At 66.6% G+C, this 16872-nt stretch carries 14 protein-coding genes; 11 read left to right on the forward strand and 3 right to left on the reverse strand.

What is annotated here, in order from left to right; translation table 11 throughout:
* Nucleotides 1-73 precede the first annotated feature (73 nt).
* The 8 genes from DY468_RS20205 (at nucleotide 74) to atzF (ending at nucleotide 8677) form a co-directional block, all read left to right on the forward strand.
* Nucleotides 74-1087, forward strand: coding sequence for an ABC transporter permease (locus DY468_RS20205; protein WP_164606737.1), 1014 nt, complete (start codon nucleotides 74-76; stop codon nucleotides 1085-1087).
* A 10-nt stretch (nucleotides 1088-1097) separates the two neighbouring features.
* Complete coding sequence (locus tag DY468_RS20210; protein ID WP_107346486.1) at nucleotides 1098-2009, forward strand: ABC transporter permease; 912 nt, start codon at nucleotides 1098-1100, stop codon at nucleotides 2007-2009.
* A gap of 211 nt (nucleotides 2010-2220) precedes the next feature.
* Nucleotides 2221-4044 (forward strand): dipeptide ABC transporter ATP-binding protein, encoded by a 1824-nt coding sequence (locus DY468_RS20215; protein ID WP_164606739.1) that lies wholly within the window; start codon nucleotides 2221-2223, stop codon nucleotides 4042-4044.
* A 93-nt stretch (nucleotides 4045-4137) separates the two neighbouring features.
* Nucleotides 4138-4329: a DUF4089 domain-containing protein gene (locus tag DY468_RS20220; RefSeq protein ID WP_502706238.1), complete on the forward strand. Its 192-nt coding sequence runs from the start codon at nucleotides 4138-4140 to the stop codon at nucleotides 4327-4329.
* Nucleotides 4330-4357: 28 nt separating this feature from the next.
* Entirely contained in the window at nucleotides 4358-5734 is a 1377-nt protein-coding gene (locus DY468_RS20225; RefSeq protein ID WP_205512559.1) for an AtzE family amidohydrolase, read from the forward strand.
* Between the two features lie 2 nt (nucleotides 5735-5736).
* Nucleotides 5737-6132 (forward strand): oxalurate catabolism protein HpxZ, encoded by a 396-nt coding sequence (gene hpxZ / locus DY468_RS20230; protein WP_164606745.1) that lies wholly within the window; start codon nucleotides 5737-5739, stop codon nucleotides 6130-6132.
* Entirely contained in the window at nucleotides 6129-6875 is a 747-nt protein-coding gene (locus DY468_RS20235) for a GntR family transcriptional regulator (protein ID WP_164606747.1), read from the forward strand. The genes hpxZ and DY468_RS20235 overlap by 4 nt, the downstream gene beginning before the upstream one ends.
* On the forward strand, nucleotides 6872-8677 hold the full coding sequence (gene atzF / locus DY468_RS20240) for an allophanate hydrolase (RefSeq protein ID WP_164606749.1): 1806 nt from the start codon (nucleotides 6872-6874) through the stop codon (nucleotides 8675-8677). Before DY468_RS20235 ends, atzF begins: the two co-directional genes overlap by 4 nt.
* A gap of 49 nt (nucleotides 8678-8726) precedes the next feature.
* Here the strand turns inward: atzF and DY468_RS20245 are convergent, their stop codons facing one another.
* Together DY468_RS20245 and DY468_RS20250 are read right to left on the reverse strand one after the other, a co-directional pair.
* Nucleotides 8727-9203 (reverse strand): hypothetical protein, encoded by a 477-nt coding sequence (locus DY468_RS20245; RefSeq protein ID WP_164606751.1) that lies wholly within the window; start codon nucleotides 9201-9203, stop codon nucleotides 8727-8729.
* 132 nt (nucleotides 9204-9335) lie between these two features.
* Nucleotides 9336-11147 (reverse strand): chloride channel protein, encoded by a 1812-nt coding sequence (locus tag DY468_RS20250; protein ID WP_164606753.1) that lies wholly within the window; start codon nucleotides 11145-11147, stop codon nucleotides 9336-9338.
* 243 nt (nucleotides 11148-11390) lie between these two features.
* Between DY468_RS20250 and DY468_RS20255 the strand changes: the two genes are divergently transcribed.
* On the forward strand, nucleotides 11391-12197 hold the full coding sequence (locus tag DY468_RS20255) for a gamma-glutamyl-gamma-aminobutyrate hydrolase family protein (RefSeq protein ID WP_164606755.1): 807 nt from the start codon (nucleotides 11391-11393) through the stop codon (nucleotides 12195-12197).
* A gap of 229 nt (nucleotides 12198-12426) precedes the next feature.
* On the opposite strand, the gene ilvD is transcribed toward DY468_RS20255, so the two are convergent.
* A complete protein-coding gene (gene ilvD / locus DY468_RS20260; protein ID WP_164606757.1) occupies nucleotides 12427-14277 on the reverse strand; it encodes a dihydroxy-acid dehydratase in 1851 nt (616 codons plus the stop codon).
* Between the two features lie 329 nt (nucleotides 14278-14606).
* Between ilvD and zigA the strand changes: the two genes are divergently transcribed.
* Together zigA and DY468_RS20270 are read left to right on the forward strand one after the other, a co-directional pair.
* Nucleotides 14607-15815, forward strand: a complete 1209-nt coding sequence (gene zigA, locus DY468_RS20265) for a zinc metallochaperone GTPase ZigA (protein WP_164606759.1) — start codon at nucleotides 14607-14609, stop codon at nucleotides 15813-15815.
* Between the two features lie 313 nt (nucleotides 15816-16128).
* Nucleotides 16129-16872: a formate/nitrite transporter family protein gene (locus tag DY468_RS20270; protein ID WP_349644310.1), complete on the forward strand. Its 744-nt coding sequence runs from the start codon at nucleotides 16129-16131 to the stop codon at nucleotides 16870-16872.

A 16872-nucleotide genomic window follows, 5' to 3' on the forward strand; every position in this document is an offset into this window, starting at 1 on the left:
CCTCCCCGCAAGGGGGAGGGGAGCAGGCCCGCTGATACTTCAGCAATGACTATGTTCGTGAGGCTGTGATCCAATGCTCACCCTGATCGGCAAACGCCTGATGTTCGCGATCCCGAGCCTGATCGGCGTGGTGATCGTCACCTTCCTGCTGACCCGCGCGCTGCCGGGCGATCCGGCGGCGTATTTCGCCGGGCCCGCGGCCAGCAAAGAGGCGATCGAGCAGATCCGGCACAAGCTCGGCCTCGACAAATCGCTGCCCGAACAGTTCGTCCGCTACACCACCGATCTCGCCCGCGGCGATCTCGGCGAGTCGCTGACCACCGGCCAGCCCGTCGTCACCGAACTGAAGAACCGCCTGCCCGCCTCCGCCGAACTGACGCTGCTCGGCCTCGCGCTGGCGATTCTGATCGCGATCCCGCTCGGCATCATGGCGGCGACGCGGCCGGGCTCGTGGATCGACCATCTCTGCCGCGTCACCACCACCGCCGGCGTGTCACTGCCGGTGTTCTTCACCGGCCTGCTGCTGGTCTACGTTTTCTACTTCAAGCTCGGCTGGGCCCCGGCGCCGCTCGGCCGGCTCGATGTGTTCTACAGCGCGCCCCCCAATGTGACCGGCTTCTATCTGATCGACAGCCTGATCGCGCGCGACTTCGAGACCTTCCGGTCGGCGCTCAGTCAGCTTCTGCTCCCCGCGGCAACGCTAGCGATCTTCTCGCTGGCACCGATCGCCCGCATGACCCGCGCCTCGATGCTTGCGGTGCTGGCGTCGGACTTCATCCGCACCGCGCGCGCCAGTGGCCTGTCGCCGCGCAAGGTGACGATGACCTACGCGTTCCGCAACGCGATGCTGCCGGTGATCACCACGCTGTCGATGGTGTTCTCGTTCCTGCTCGGCGCCAACGTGCTGGTCGAGAAGGTGTTCGCCTGGCCCGGCATCGGCTCCTACGCGGTCGAAGCGCTGATCGCGTCCGACTTCGCGCCGGTGCAGGGCTTCGTGCTCACCATGGCGGTGATGTACGTGCTGCTCAATCTGGCAATCGACATTCTCTACGGCGTGATCGACCCACGCGTCCGGCTGGAAGGCTAGGAGCATGACCATGACCAGCGTCGCCCCTCCGATCGGCGAAACCTCCGCCAGCGCCAAGCCCGCGCGCCGCTCTGCACTGCGGGACACCATCGAGCACACCCGCTATGTGCTCGGTGACAACCGCGTCACCGCCTTCGCCTTCGGCCTGTTGGTAGTGATCGTGTTCGCCGCATTGTTCGGGCCGTACATCGTCCCCTACGATCCGCTCGCCAGCGACACCGCGCAGGCGCTCAAAGCCCCATCGGCCGCACATTGGTTCGGCACCGACCAGCTCGGCCGCGACATCTTCAGCCGCGTCGTCGTGGCAACACGTCTCGATCTGTTCATCGCCGTCGCCTCGGTGGTGCTGGTGTTCCTGATGGGCGGCCTCGCCGGCGTCGCCGCCGGTTACTTCGGCGGCTGGACCGACCGGATCGTCGGCCGGATCGCCGACACCATCATGGCGTTCCCGCTGTTCGTGCTGGCGATGGGCATCGTCGCGGCGCTCGGCAACACCGTGCAGAACATCATCATCGCCACCGCGATCGTGAACTTCCCGCTGTATGCCCGCGTCGCCCGCGCCGAAGCCAATGTGCGCCGCGAGGCCGGCTTCGTGATGGCTGCCCGCCTGTCCGGCAACAGCGAGATGCGCATTCTGCTGGTGCACATCCTGCCGAACATCATGCCGATCATGATCGTGCAGATGTCGCTGACGATGGGCTACGCCATTCTCAACGCCGCCGGCCTGTCGTTCATCGGCCTTGGCGTCCGTCCGCCGACCGCCGAGTGGGGCATCATGGTCGCAGAAGGGGCGAGTTTCATGGTCTCCGGCGAATGGTGGATCGCGCTGTTCCCCGGCCTCGCGCTGATGATCGCCGTGTTCTGCTTCAACCTGCTCGGCGACGGCCTGCGCGACATCTTCGATCCGCAGCGGAGGACGTGAGCATGCCTTGCGAATCGTTGCCCACCGCCGCTGCTAACCTCTCCCCGCTCTTGGCGGGGAGAGGTCGGCTCGCCCTTGCGAGCCGGGTGAGGAGCCCGGCACTGCGCCTCTCACATCCGCTGCGCCCGCTGATAGGCAGCAGCCCCTCACCCCACCCCTCTCCCCGCAAGAGCGGGGCGAGGGAGCGCGCCGTGCACGCGGAGATTCAAGCATGACCACCCAACCTCTCCTCGACGTCCGTGACCTCACGGTCGAATTCGTCACCCGGCGCGGCATCGTCAAGGCGGTGCAGCATATCGATATCAGCGTCGGCAAAGGCGAGACGCTGGCGATCGTCGGTGAGTCCGGCTCCGGCAAGTCGGTGACATCCTACGCCGTGATGCGAATCCTCGACCGCGCCGGGCGGATCGCCGAAGGTTCGGTGATGTTCGGCGGCATGGATCTGAAGGCGGCCAGCGAGCACGAGATGCGTGACCTGCGTGGCCGCGAAATCTCGATGATCTTCCAGAACCCCCGCGCCGCACTCAATCCGATCCGCAAGGTCGGCGATCAGATCGAAGACGTGCTGCGCCAGCATGTGCAATCGACGTCGACCGATCGCGGTGAGAAGGCGATCGCGGCGCTGGAGGCGGTGAAGATCGCTCGGCCGCGCGAGCGCTATCACGCCTATCCGTTCCAGCTCTCCGGCGGCATGTGTCAGCGCGTGGTGATCGCGCTGGCGCTGGCCTGCAATCCGCAGCTCCTGATCGCCGACGAGCCGACCACCGGCCTCGACGTCACCACCCAGAAGGCGGTGATGGACCTGATCGTCGAGTTGACCAAGAGCCGCGGCCTGTCGACGATCCTGATCACCCACGACCTCGGTCTCGCCGCCGCCTATTGCGACCGCGTGGTGGTGATGGAGAAGGGCCGCGTGGTCGAGACCGCCTCCGCGACTGACATCTTCGCCAATCCGCAGCACCCCTACACCAAGAAACTGATGCGCGCGACGCCGCGGCTCGGGGTGAGTCTGCGGGAGCTGCTGACGGAGGGTGAAGGCGGCGGGGCTCCGCGTGAAAGCGTCATCGCCGGGCTCGACCCGGCGATCCATCCCACATCGGGAGAAGCTTCGTCGAAGACGATGGCCCCCCGGGTCAAGCCCGGGGGTGACGATGAGGCGAGTGGCTCGCGCGAAGACGCAAACGCTTCGAAGACAGCCGCCCCCCTCCTCCTGGTCGAAAAGCTGGTGAAGGAATATCCGCGCCAGGGGGCGACTGCGACGATGAGCCGGCTGTTCTCGCGCGGGCCGTCGCCGGAGCCGGAGGTGTTTCGCGCGGTCGACGGCATCAGCTTTCAGATCGGCCATGGCGAAAGCGTCGGGCTGGTCGGCGAGTCCGGCTGCGGCAAGTCGACCACCTCGATGATGCTGATGCGGCTGCTCGATCAAACCTCTGGCCGCATTGTGTTCGATGGCGAGGAGATCGGCACAATCCTGCCGCACCGCTTCGCGCGGCTGCCGCTGCGCAAGTCGATCCAGATGGTGTTTCAGGATCCGACCGACAGCCTCAATCCGCGCTTCACCGCGGCGCGCGCGATCGCCGATCCCATCCTGCAGCTCGGCGAGATCAAAGGCCGCGATGCGTTGCGTGCGCGCTGCGAGGAACTGGCCGATCAAGTCGGCCTGCCGCTCGATCTGCTCGACCGGTTTCCGCATCAGCTCTCCGGCGGCCAGAAGGCGCGCGTCGGCATCGCCCGCGCGATCGCGCTGCGGCCCAAGCTGGTGATCCTCGACGAACCGACCGCGGCACTCGACGTCTCGGTGCAGGCGGTGGTGCTGAACCTGCTGCAAGATCTGAAGCAGTCGCTGGGGATGAGCTACCTGTTCGTGTCGCACGACCTCAACGTGGTGCGGCTCTTGTGCGACCGCGTCGTCGTGATGCGCTCGGGGCGGATCGTCGAGCAGGGAACCTCCGAGCAGGTGCTCGGCAGCCCGAAGCACGACTACACCCGCGAACTCCTCACCGCGATCCCGCATCCGCCGCTGCCGGTGACGTGATGATCGCTGTGCCCCCCCTCCACTCGTCATTCCGGGGCACGCGAAGCGTGAGCCCGGAATGACGAACTTAAATGCCAAGCTTGCTGAAGGACCATGGCTTTGAGTGATCCCACCACCCTCGACTCCTACATCGACGCTGTTGCTGCTGCGCTTGGCTTGCCGATCGATCCGGCGTGGAAGCCGGCCGTGCGGGCCAATCTCGAGGTCTCGCTGGAGCTGGGACGGCTGGTCGATGAATTTCCGCTGCCCGACGAGACCGAACCTGCGAGCGTGTTCAGTGCCTGAGATCAATCCTGCCATGTCCACCGATTGGATGACCGCCGCCGAGACCGCCGCAGCCGTGGCGAACCGGACCACCACTGCGCTCGCCGCCACCGAGGCCGCGCTCGCGCGCATTGCCAAGGCCGATGCGACGCTCAACGCATTCACCGATGTCGTTGCCGAGCGTGCCCGCGCCCGCGCCCGCGAGATCGACGCCGCAATCGCGCGCGGCGAAAGCGTCGGCCCGCTCGTCGGCGTGCCGTTCGCGGTGAAGAACCTGTTCGACGTCGCCGGGCTCGCCACCCGGGCCGGCTCCAAGATCAACCGCGACCGCAGCCCGGCCGCCGACGATGCACCGCTGATCAAGCGGCTGGAAGCGGCCGGCGCCGTGCTGATCGGCGCGCTCAACATGGGCGAGTACGCCTACGACTTCACCGGCGAGAACATTCACGACGGTCCGTCGCGCAATCCGCACGATCCCACCCGGATGACCGGAGGCTCCTCCGGCGGATCGGGCGCTGCGGTCGCCGGCGGCGAGGTGCCGCTGGCACTCGGCTCCGATACCAACGGCTCGATCCGGGTGCCCTCCTCGCTGTGCGGCATCTTCGGACTGAAGCCGACCTACGGACGGCTGCCGCGCACCGGTTCGTTCCCATTCGTGGCGAGCTTCGATCACCTTGGTCCGCTGGCGCGCAGTGCCGCCGATCTGGCACTGGCCTACGACGCGATGCAGGGGCCGGACGATGGCGACGCCGCCTGTACCACGCGTGCCCCGGAGCCGGTCTCCGGCCTGCTCGCCCAAGGCATCGATGGCCTGCGGATCGCGAAGGCCGGCGGTTACTTCGAGGCCAATGTGTTTCCGGAAGCGCAGGAGGCCGTTGGCCGCGTGGTGAAGGCGCTCGGCGTCACCCGCTCGGTCGAGCTGCCGGAAGCCGCCCGCGCCCGCGCCGCGGCTTACGTGATCAGCACGACCGAAGGCGCCTCGCTGCATCTCGACAGGCTGCGGCGGCAGCCGAATGACTTCGATCCCGCGGTGCGCGACCGGCTGCTGGCCGGCGCGATGGTGCCGGCGCCGCTGGTCGACCGCGCGCAGAAATTCCGGCGCTGGTATCGCGCCCGCGTGCTCGAAGTGTTCGAGCAAGTCGACGTCATCATCGCCCCGGCAACGCCCTGTGTCGCGCCCAAGCTCGGGCAGGTCACCTTCACGCTCGATGGTGTCGAACTGCCGGTGCGTGCCAACGTCGGCATCCACACCCAGCCGATCTCGTTCATCGGCCTGCCGGTGGTGGCCGTTCCGATTCCGCTCGCGCCGATGCCGATCGGGGTGCAGATCATCGCCGCGCCGTGGCGCGAGGACATCGCGCTGCGCGTCGCCGCGGCGCTGGAGCGTGCCGGCGTCGCCCGCGCGCCGCGACCGAAGGATTTCTGACCATGGATATCGATCTGCCCGAAGTCGTCGCCGAAGTCAGCCAAGCCTTCGCCCGCTACGAGGCCGCGCTCGTCGGCAACGACGTCGCCACGCTCAACGAGCTGTTCCGCGACGACCCGCGCACGCTGCGCTACGGCGGCGGCGAGAACCTCTATGGCTACGACGAGATCAAGGCGTTCCGCGGCGCGCGCTCCCCGACCGGCCTGATGCGCACCACTGCGCGCACGATCATCACCGCCTATGGCCGCGACACCGCGGTCGCATCGACCTTGTTCTACCGCGACAACGCGCCCGGCAAGGTCGGACGCCAGATGCAGACCTGGGTGCGATTTGCCGAAGGCTGGCGCATCGTCGCGGCCCATGTCAGCATCATCGACGAGCCGCGAGCGTCGCCATGAGTGTCGACAAGGCCCTCATTCCACGCAGAGGCAAGTCATCGCCGATTCCTGCCGGAGTGATCACACCCGGTGTGCGGCTGGCTCGGACCACACCGGCGCCGGTCAAGATCACCCGCGCCGAGGAGCTGCGGCATCAACTCGCGGACGAGATCGTTCGCGGCACACTCCGCCCCGGCGCCGCGCTCGATGAAACCGAGATCGCACAACGCTTCAAGGTGTCACGCACGCCGGTGCGCGAGGCGCTGCGACAGCTCGTCACCAGCGGCCTCGTCGAGTCGCGACCTCACTACGGCGCGGTGGTGGCGCAGCCGTCGTTCGAACGGCTGACCGGCATGTTCGAAGCGATGTCCGAACTCGAAGCGCTGTGCGCGAGCTTTGCGGCCGAGCGGATGACGCCGCTGGAGCGGCGGACGCTGGAGACGATCCACGAGGAGCTGCGGATGCTCAGCTCGCAGGGCAATCCGGAGCGCTTCCACGACGTCAACGAACATTTCCACAATGCGATCTATGCCGGCGCGCACAACGACTACATCGCCGAGATCACGCTGGCGACACGGGTGCGGGTGCAGCCGTTCCGGCGGGCCCAGTTCCGCAATCTCGGCCGGCTGGCGAAGTCGCACGCCGAGCACGACCGCGTGGTGATCGCGATTCTGCGCGGCGACCGTGATGGCGCAGCCAAGGCCATGCGCCATCACATCGATCTGGTGCGTGACGAATATGAAATCTACGCGGTGTCGGTATGAGCCAATTCGAAACCATCAGTGAAATCGTCGCCGCGCATCGCGCCGGCACCACGACCCCGGCGCAAACCATCGCGCGGTGCTACCAGCGCATCCGCGCCTATGCGGATCCGGCGCTGTTCATCACCCTGCGGGACGAGGCCGATGCAATCGCCGAAGCGGTCGCGCTGGCGGCACGCGATCCGTCGCTGCCGCTGTACGGCGTGCCTGTCGCGGTGAAGGACAATATCGATGTCGCCGGCCTGCCGACCACCGCCGCCTGCCCGGCATTCGCGTATCAGCCGGCGCGCGACGCCGCCGCGGTCGCCAAGCTGCGCGCCGCCGGCGCGATCGTGATCGGCAAGACCAATCTCGATCAGTTCGCCACCGGCCTGGTCGGTGTGCGGTCGCCCTATGGCGTGCCGCGCAACGCGATGCGCAGCGATCTCGTGCCCGGCGGATCGAGCTCCGGTTCGGCCGTCGCGGTCGGTGCCGGTCTGGTGCCGCTGTCGCTCGGCACCGATACGGCGGGCTCCGGCCGGGTGCCGGCGATGCTCAACAACATCGTCGGGCTGAAGCCGAGCCTCGGAATGATCTCGACCACGGGTGTGGTGCCGGCGTGCCGCACGCTCGACTGCGTCTCGATCTTCGCACTGACCACCGATGACGCGATCACCGCGCTGCAGGTGATGACGGGGCCGGACGCCGAAGATACGTTCTCGCGCGAACGGCCGGTGGCTGCGATCACCGCGATGCCGGAGCGCGTGCGGCTCGGCGTGCCGCAAAAAGGTCAACTGCAGTTCTTCGGCGACGACACCGCGGCGCGCTGCTACGACGAAGCGCTGCAGCGCTGGCAGCGGCTCGGCGCGGAGCTGGTCGAGATCGATGTCGAACCGCTCTACGAGACGGCGCGGCTGCTGTACGAAGGGCCGTGGGTGGCCGAACGCTACCTGACGATCCGTGAGCTGCTCGACACGCAGCCGGATGCGGTGCATCCGGTGACGCGTCAGATCACGCTCGCCGGCGCCAAGCTATCGGCTGCCGACACCTTCGCGGCGCTCTACCGGCTGCAGGCGCTGCGCAAGATCGCCGAGCGCAGCTTCGCCGGCATTGATGCGCTGGTGCTGCCGACCGCACCGACCGCCTACACGATCGAACAGGTGCAGGCCGATCCGATCACGCTGAACAGCCGGCTCGGCACCTACACCAACTTCGTCAACCTGCTCGATCTCTGCGGCCTTGCGCTGCCGGCGTCGATCCGCAGCGACGGCATTCCGTTCGGCATCACCCTGCTGGCTCCTGCCGGCCGCGACGCCGATCTCGCCAGTCTCGGCCGGGTGTTCCACGCCGATACCGGGCTGCCGATCGGAGCCAGCGACAAGCCGCGACCGTCGCTCGCCGCGATCGCGGACGACGGCTGCGCCGACGAGATCGCCATCGCGGTGGTCGGTGCGCATCTCTCCGGCATGGCGCTGAACGGCGAACTCACCGCGCTCGACGGACGGCTTGCTTGCGCGACATCGACAGCGCCGGATTACAAACTCTATGCGCTCAGCGGCACAGTGCCGCCGAAGCCGGGCATGCTGCGGGTCGCTGCCGGCTCGGGCGCTGCCATCGCAGTCGAGGTTTGGACACTGTCGGCTTCCGCATTCGGCCGTTTCGTCGCCGCGATCCCCCAGCCGCTGTCGATCGGCACGATCACTCTGGCAGACGGCAAGAAGGTCAAAGGCTTTCTGGTCGAACCGGCCGCACTCGAGGGCGCACGCGATATCACCCATTTCGGTGGCTGGCGCGCCTATATGGCCGGGCTCGCCAAAGCGAGCTGATCTCCTCGCAAACGAGAGGGGCAGCGCGTCGCGCTGCCCCGACGTCCAACTACGCGTGAACCGACCACTTCGCCGGATCGGGCGATTTCTGCTTGTAGATCGTGCCGGCGAAATCGACGTGAAGCTCGGTCCACGGACCGCGGCCCTGCCGCGCCAGCACCTCGAAATGCTTCGGCTTGCGCTGTGGATCGCCCTTCGCGCTCCAGCCGGCGGACTGGACCGCCGCGAGCACACGCTTCGGATCCGCCGGCACATCGGGATGATGATGCCCCGGCGGATGGTGCGGCTTCTTGTGATGAATCAGCACGGCGTCGCGGCCTCTCGCGGCGATCCGCGTGACCTTGATTTCAGAGGGACGACGCTCGCCCTCCAGCGTCACGGCCAGTCCCGCTTCGAGCGGAAACGCTTCTGCGCCCTTCGGACCGAGATCTGCCAGGTGGGTTTCGCCTTGCGCTTCCAGCGTGAAGCGATGGGCGAAGACATGCTGAATTACGCCCGAAAGGGCGACGTTATCGTGGTGCGGCATCATTTTCTCCGTAGAGCGCCCAACCGCGGGCGCTCGTTACAGCTAGGAGAAGCACAGCACCGGGCAAGGCCCCGCAGCGGGAACCTTCGTCACGAAGTTGCGAGCATCGGCGCCGACCGACGGTTGCGCAGGTCAGCGGAAGAACACTTCCTGATTGCGGCGCTCGAGTTCGGTCGAATAGGTTCGCAGCACATGCGCCTCGCTGACGGTGCCGATCACCTGCCTGGTCGCAGTGCTGTCGACCACCGCCAGAACATCCGCTTCGCTGCGATCGAACGTGGCGAGGATGTCGCGCACGGTGACACTCGGAAGCAGGTACTGATGGCGCTGCTGCGCCAAAGTGGCGAGCGTATCGTGATCGGCGTCGGTGAGGCCGTGTAGTTCCGCCGAGTTGACGATTCCGCCATAGCTGCCGTCGCCCCGTCGCAACACGATCTGTTTGACGCGGCCCGGCGGAAACAATTTCTGCGCGGTCGAGATCGGCAGATCGTCCTGCGCCGAGGCGAAATCCGAGCGCATCAGCGTCGCGGCGCTGATCTGCTTGACCCAGCCGATGTCCTGCGGGCCGCGGATCGTTTCGCCGCGCAGATGGAAGCGCCAGGTCGCGAAACTGTAGCCGAACAATTCGCGCACGATCAGTGCGCTCGTCGAGGCCGCCACCACCGCGCCGATCGTCACCCAGAAGTCCCCGGTCAGTTCGAGCGCCAGACAGATCATGCTGAACGGTGCGCCGATCACGCCGGTGCCGAACGCCACCATGCCGGCGACCGCCGCTGTCCCGGGCTGCAACGCGATGTTCGGGAAATACGGCATCAGCACCGTGCTGTAGAGTTGCCCGATCAGCGCGCCGAGCATCAGTGAGGCAAAGAACAGACCGCCGCGAAAGCCGGCGCCGAGCGAAATCGCAGACGCCAGAGACTTGAGCACCAGCGTGGTCGCCAGCATCAGCCAAGTCGGGTCGCTCATCAGCAGAAGCTGCATCGCGCCGTGGCCTGAGCCGAGCACGGTCGGCGTCAGCAGCGCCAAGCCGCCGAGCAGCACCGCACCGATCACCAGCCGCAGCCCGCCGCGCAGCACGGTGATGCGCTGAAACACCCGCTCCGAGAACGCCACCGCCAGCATCACCAGGATGCTGACGAACGCACACAGCACACCGATCAGCACGGTCTGCCCAACCATCTCCACCGACGCCGGCGTCGGCACGCCGGGGATCTGCAGGAACGAGGTGTGCACGAGGTTGCGCATCACCAGCCACGACGACACCGCGCTGGCGATCACCGGCACCAGGCTGGCCGAAGTGTAGGCGCCGAGCACCACCTCGAAGGCGAAGAACGCGCCGGCGAGCGGCGCGGTGAACGCGGCGCTGATCGCACCCGCGGCACCGCAGGCGACCAGCAACCGCATGTCGGCGCGTCGGGCGGCGAGGCGCTGTCCGATCTGCGAACTGAGCGCGGCGCAGATCTGGGTGTAGCCGGCTTCCAGCCCGACCGAGCCGCCGCAACCGTTCGACAGCAAGGTCTGCAACGAGATCAGCAGGCTGCCGCGCATCGACATCCGCCCGCCGTACAGCGCATTGGCCTCGATCGCGTCGGCCAGCCGCCCCTTGAAGCGGCCGGCGTAGAACAGCCCGATGATGGTCAGGATGACGGCGCCGCCGAGCGGCACCAGCAGCGTTCGCTGCCACGAGATCACGCCGTTGGCGCTGAGCCGGGTGTCGAACGGGATGTCGAACAGCACGGCATGAGCCAACTCGCTCGCGTACCAGATGATCGCCACCAGCAGACCGGAGAGCAGGCCGATCACCACAGCGACGAGCACCAGGCCGATTTCCCGGTTGCGGACGAAGTTTCGCAGCGAGGCCGGCAGCCGCCAAGGTCCGGGCGCCGCTGAAGCAGAAGCACTGCCGGAGATCGCCGGCGACTCGGGACCCAAAACTGCACTCATCGGGTGCCCCCGGCTGAAACGGCACTCGTCATGACGCGCGGCTCATGGCTACGGGCGATCCTGGTGAAGATACGGGGCAGCAACGACCGTTTGCGAACGAGCGCTCGGCCGACATGCGCCCGCTTCTACCGACTGATCCGCGGGTTCGCCAGCGCAGAGCTGACAACCAGTTCCGGCGGTATAGTTGGGCTCGATTTTCGCCAATTTGGCTGTATGGTCCGAGGGTTGTCGGGGAGGAACAGGATGGCGGGCAGAACGGTGATCGGCGTGATCGGCAACGCCCATCTCGCCGAGAATCGGTATGCGGTCCAGCATGTGGGAGAGCGCAATCTTCGCGCTGTCGCAGAAGTTGCCGGGGCTCTGCCGCTGATGTTCGGCGCCTCGTCCGAATTCACCGAGATCGAAGATCTGCTGGCCGTGGTCGACGGCATTTTGCTGACCGGCGGCCGCGCCAACGTTCACCCGACGCATTTCAAGGTCGAGCCGAATCCTCGTCACGAACCCTATGATCAGCCCCGCGACGAGCTGGCGCTGGCACTGGTGCGAACCTGCGTCGAGCGCGGCATACCCCTGTTCGGGATCTGCCGCGGCTTCCAGGAGATGAACGTCGCCTATGGCGGCTCACTGCACCCGGAGATCCGCGAGCTGCCGGGGCGGATGAACCACCGCATGCCGCGGCTGGAGAATGGCGAAATCCATCCCGATCCGACCGTGGTGTTCGCCGATCGCCACGACGTCCAGCTCACAGCAGGCGGCGTATTCGCCCGCCTGCTCGGCCGCGATCTGATCCGGGTGAATTCGCTGCACGGCCAGGGCATTCTCGAGCCCGGCCCGCGCGTCGTGATCGAAGGCGTCGCAGAAGACGGCACCATCGAGGCGATCCGCATTGCCGATGCGCCCGGCTTCGCGCTCGGCGTGCAGTGGCACGCCGAATACGATCCGCAGGTCAATTCGATCAACCGCGCACTGTTTCTCGCTTTCGGCGAAGCGGTCACCGCGTATCGCGACAAGCGGCAACAGCCGCTCGCCGCGCTCCGGCGGTCGGGCTAGGGCGCAGCATCATGCACTATGTCCCCATCCTGAGGAGCCGCGGCGTAGCCCGAAGGGCGCAGCCGGGGCGTCTCGAAGGATGAGGCCACGGATGCCTGTGGCACATGGTTCGAGGCGGCGCTTCGCGCCTCCTCACAATGAGGAAGTGCTTGTACTGGGCTCAGTAGCGGGCAGCTCTGAGTTGATCCCCCCAGAGCTGCCCAGCCGCAAGTCGGCGGCTTAGTTCGGCTTACCGTCCACGCCGCTTGACGTCGCGCACTGCGCCGTTGGCGGCGCTGGTGGTCAGCATCGCGTAGGCCTGCAGCGCCGCCGAGACGTTGCGCTGGCGGTCCTTCGGCGTCCAGGCGGCATCGCCGCGCGCCTGCTCCTCGGCGCCGCGCTTGGCGAGTTCGGCCTCGGAGACGTCGAGGCTGATGGTGCGGTTCGGGATGTCGATCGAGATCCGGTCGCCGTCGCGCACCAGACCGATCAGGCCGCCTTCCGCCGCTTCCGGCGAGACGTGGCCGATCGAAAGGCCCGACGTGCCGCCGGAGAACCGACCGTCGGTGATCAGCGCGCAGGCTTTGCCGAGGCCCTTCGATTTCAGGTAGCTGGTCGGATACAGCATCTCCTGCATGCCCGGACCACCACGCGGACCTTCGTAGCGGATCACCACGACATCGCCGGCGACGATCTTGTTGGTCAGGATCGCCGACACCGCGTCGTCCTGGCTTTCGAACACCTTCACCGGACCCGAGAAGGTCAGGATCGAGGCGTCGACGCCGGCGGTCTTCACGATGCAGCCGTCCTGCGCGATGTTGCCGTACAGCACGGCGAGGCCGCCGTCCTTGCTGAACGCATGTGCGACGTCGCGGATCACGCCCTTCTCACGGTCGAGATCGAGTTCGTCGTAGCGGCGCTCCTGGCTGAACGCGGTCTGCGACGGCACGCCGCCCGGCGCGGCACGGAAGAAGGTGCGGACGCTCTCGCTGTTGCTCTGGCGGATGTCCCAGCGCGCGAGCGCCGCGCCCAGCGTTTCGGAATGCACCGTGGTGCAGGAGGTATCGAGCAGGCCGCCGCGATCGAGCTCACCGAGGATCGCCATGATGCCGCCGGCGCGATGCACGTCTTCCATGTGCACGTCGGACACCGACGGCGCGATCTTGCTGAGGCACGGCACCCGGCGCGACAGCCGGTCGATATCCTTCATCGAGAAGTCGAGTTCGGCCTCGCGCGCCGCGGCGAGCAGATGCAGCACGGTGTTGGTCGAGCCGCCCATCGCGATGTCGAGCGTCATCGCATTCTCGAACGCCTTGAAGTTCGCGATGTTGCGCGGCAGCACCGAGGCGTCGTCACTCTCGTAGTAACGCCGCGCCAGATCGACGATGGTGTGGCCGGCCTCGACGAACAGACGCTTGCGATCGGCGTGGGTGGCGAGCACCGAGCCGTTGCCCGGCAGCGACAGGCCGAGCGCTTCGGTGAGACAGTTCATCGAATTGGCGGTGAACATCCCCGAGCACGAGCCGCAGGTCGGACACGCCGAGCGCTCCATCGTCTGCACGTCTTCGTCGCTCATCGCGCTGTCGGCGGCCGCCACCATCGCGTCGATCAGATCGACCGCGTGAGTCTTGCCCTTCAGCACCACCTTGCCGGCTTCCATCGGGCCACCGGAGACGAACACCGCCGGAATGTTCAGCCGCATCGCCGCCATCAGCATGCCGGGCGTGATCTTGTCGCAATTGGAGATGCACACCATGGCATCGGCGCAATGCGCATTGACCATGTACTCGACGCTGTCGGCGATCAGTTCCCGCGACGGCAGTGAATACAGCATGCCGTCGTGGCCCATCGCGATGCCGTCGTCGACCGCGATGGTGTTGAACTCCTTGGCGACGCCGCCGGCCGCTTCGATCTCGCGCGCGACGAGCTGGCCGAGGTCCTTGAGATGGACGTGGCCGGGCACGAACTGAGTGAACGAGTTGACCACCGCAATGATCGGCTTGCCGAAATCCGAATCCTTCATACCGGTGGCGCGCCACAGGCCGCGCGCGCCGGCCATGTTGCGGCCGTGGGTCGTCGTTCTCGAGCGATAAGCAGGCATTGAACTGTTCCGTGAAAATGTCCGTCGCCGGATGGCGCGCCGGCGGCCGAAAACAGGCTTCAGTGAAAGGCGCGCCGAAGCAAAGCGACCATCGACAAGCCTTACTGCAGAACCAACGGCCTCTCAATGGCCGTAGGCGCAGGCGGACGCGCACGAGGCGCAAGACGCCGCAATCAGGAGCTGCGTCCCCCACTCGGGCCGTGCCAGCACACGACCAATTGAAGGGTTTGCAGTCGGACTTGGGCCCGGTCGCTTGCCTAGCCTGGATGTAATGTTATAACATTGCTTAATCAATCCTCCGATACCTGCAACTGAAGGCCCGTCTGCCCATGTATCACCCCCTGCTCCCGGTCACCGTGCTGTCCGGCTTTCTCGGCGCCGGCAAAACCACCCTGCTCAACCGAATGCTGTCGAACCGCGAAGGCCGGCGGATCGCGGTGATCGTCAACGATATGAGCGAGGTGAACATCGATGCCGAGCTGGTGCGGCAGGACGGCGGGCTGACGCGCTCCGAGGAATCGCTGGTCGAGATGACCAACGGCTGCATCTGCTGCACGCTGCGCGAGGATCTGCTGGTCGAAGTCCGCAAGCTGGCCGAGAGCGGCCGGTTCGACGCGCTGGTGATCGAATCCACCGGGATCGCCGAGCCACTGCCGGTCGCGGCCACCTTCGAATTCCGCGACGAGAACGGCGACAGCCTCTCTGATGTCGCCCGGCTGGACACCATGGTGACGGTGGTCGACACCGCGAGCCTCTTGGCGAACTACGCCAGCCAGGAGTTTCTGCGCGATCGCGGCGAAGTCGCCGGCGACGACGACGAGCGGACGCTGGTCGACCTGCTGGTCGAGCAGATCGAATTCGCCGACGTCATCGTCCTCAACAAGGTGTCGGCGACGTCGCCGAGCCGGCGCGAGACCGCGCGATCGATCGTAAGGGCACTGAATTCGGATGCGAAGATCATCGAAGCGGATTTCGGCGACGTGCCGCTGTCGTCGGTGCTGCACACCGGCCTCTTCGATTTCGAGCGCGCGCATCAACATCCGCTGTGGTTCAAGGAGCTGAACGGCTTTGCCGATCATGTGCCCGAAACCGAAGAGTACGGTATCCGCTCATTCGTGTATCGCGCGCGGCGGCCGTTTCATCCGCTCCGCTTCCAGTCGTTCTGCAACCGGAGCTGGCCGGGCGTGATCCGGGCCAAGGGCTTCTTCTGGCTGGCGACGCGACCGCAGCATGTCGGCGAGATTGCGCAGGCCGGCGCAATGGTCCGCACCTCCAAGCGCGGACTGTGGTGGTCGGCGGTGCCGAAGACGCGCTGGCCGGGCAACGCCGACTGGCACGAGGCGATGAAGCCGTACTTCGATCCGGTGTGGGGCGACCGCCGCCAGGAAATCGTGTTCATCGGCACCGGCGAGATGGACGAAGCGGCGCTGCGCCGCCAGCTCGATCTGTGCCTCTTCGGTGAAGAGGCGCAGTTCACGCCGGACGCGTGGCAGCAACTCCCCGATCCGTTCCCGAGCTGGGCCGCCGCCCAGGCCTGACGATCGCCGCCACCAGCGGCGAACGACAGCAGACCAACGCGGGCCTGCATTCGGAGCGAACGCCGCATCGAGACGTCGTGGGGCGTGTTGGAACTTCAACCGCCGGTCGCGCTTGCCCTGGTTCCCGAGGGCAACAAGCGATCCGTGCGCCTGCCCTCGTCCGAACAGAGGGCCATTGATGGCGTCATCGTCAAATCACCATCCCACCTCGCGGCCATCGCATCGGGCCGCGGCGGATACACCCGCCAGTCAAGTGCCGATCTCCAAGCGCGAGGCCGAGGACGTGGAATCGCGATCGAGCCCGCGAGCGCCGGTGATCTACGAGATCGTTCGCCGGATCGGCGAAGACGAGATGGCTCGGCCGGTGGTGTCGCTGTGGTGGTCAGGTCTCGCAGCCGGCTTGTCGATCAGCTTCTCGCTGCTGGCTCAGGCGGTGCTGCAGCAGCATCTCGACCCGACCGGCTGGCGACCGCTGGTGACCAGCCTCGGCTACTCGATCGGCTTTCTGATCGTGGTGTTGGCCCGTCAACAGCTCTTCACCGAAAACACCATCACGGTCGTGCTGCCGGTGATGGCAAATTGGTCGCGCGACAATCTCGGTCGGGCCGCCCGGCTATGGGTGGTGGTGCTGGCGGCGAATTTCGCCGGGACGCTGTTCGCGTCAGCGTTCTGCAGCTTCACACCTGCTGTCTCGCCCGAATTGAAGCACGAGATGATCGAGATCAGTCGCCATGTGCTCGCATATGGCTGGTCGGCCTCGGTCATCAAGGCGATCCCTGCCGGCTTTCTGATCGCCGCGATGGTGTGGCTGCTACCGAGCGCGGAAGGCGGCCAGGTCTGGATCATCGTGGTGATGACCTGGCTGATCTCGGCCGGAGGCTTCCTGCACATCGTCGCCGGCAGCGCCGAGGCCTTCATGTTGATGTGGGATGGCGCGGCCGGCGTGCAGCAAGTGTTCGGCGGCTTCATCGCCCCGGTGCTGATCGGCAATGTGCTCGGCGGCACCGCGATGTTCGCGCTGCTGACTTACGCGCAGGTGATGAAGGAAATGGAATAG

Origin of the sequence: Rhodopseudomonas sp. BR0M22 (assembly GCF_010907035.1) — a bacterium.
In the GTDB taxonomy this organism is placed as follows: domain Bacteria; phylum Pseudomonadota; class Alphaproteobacteria; order Rhizobiales; family Xanthobacteraceae; genus Rhodopseudomonas.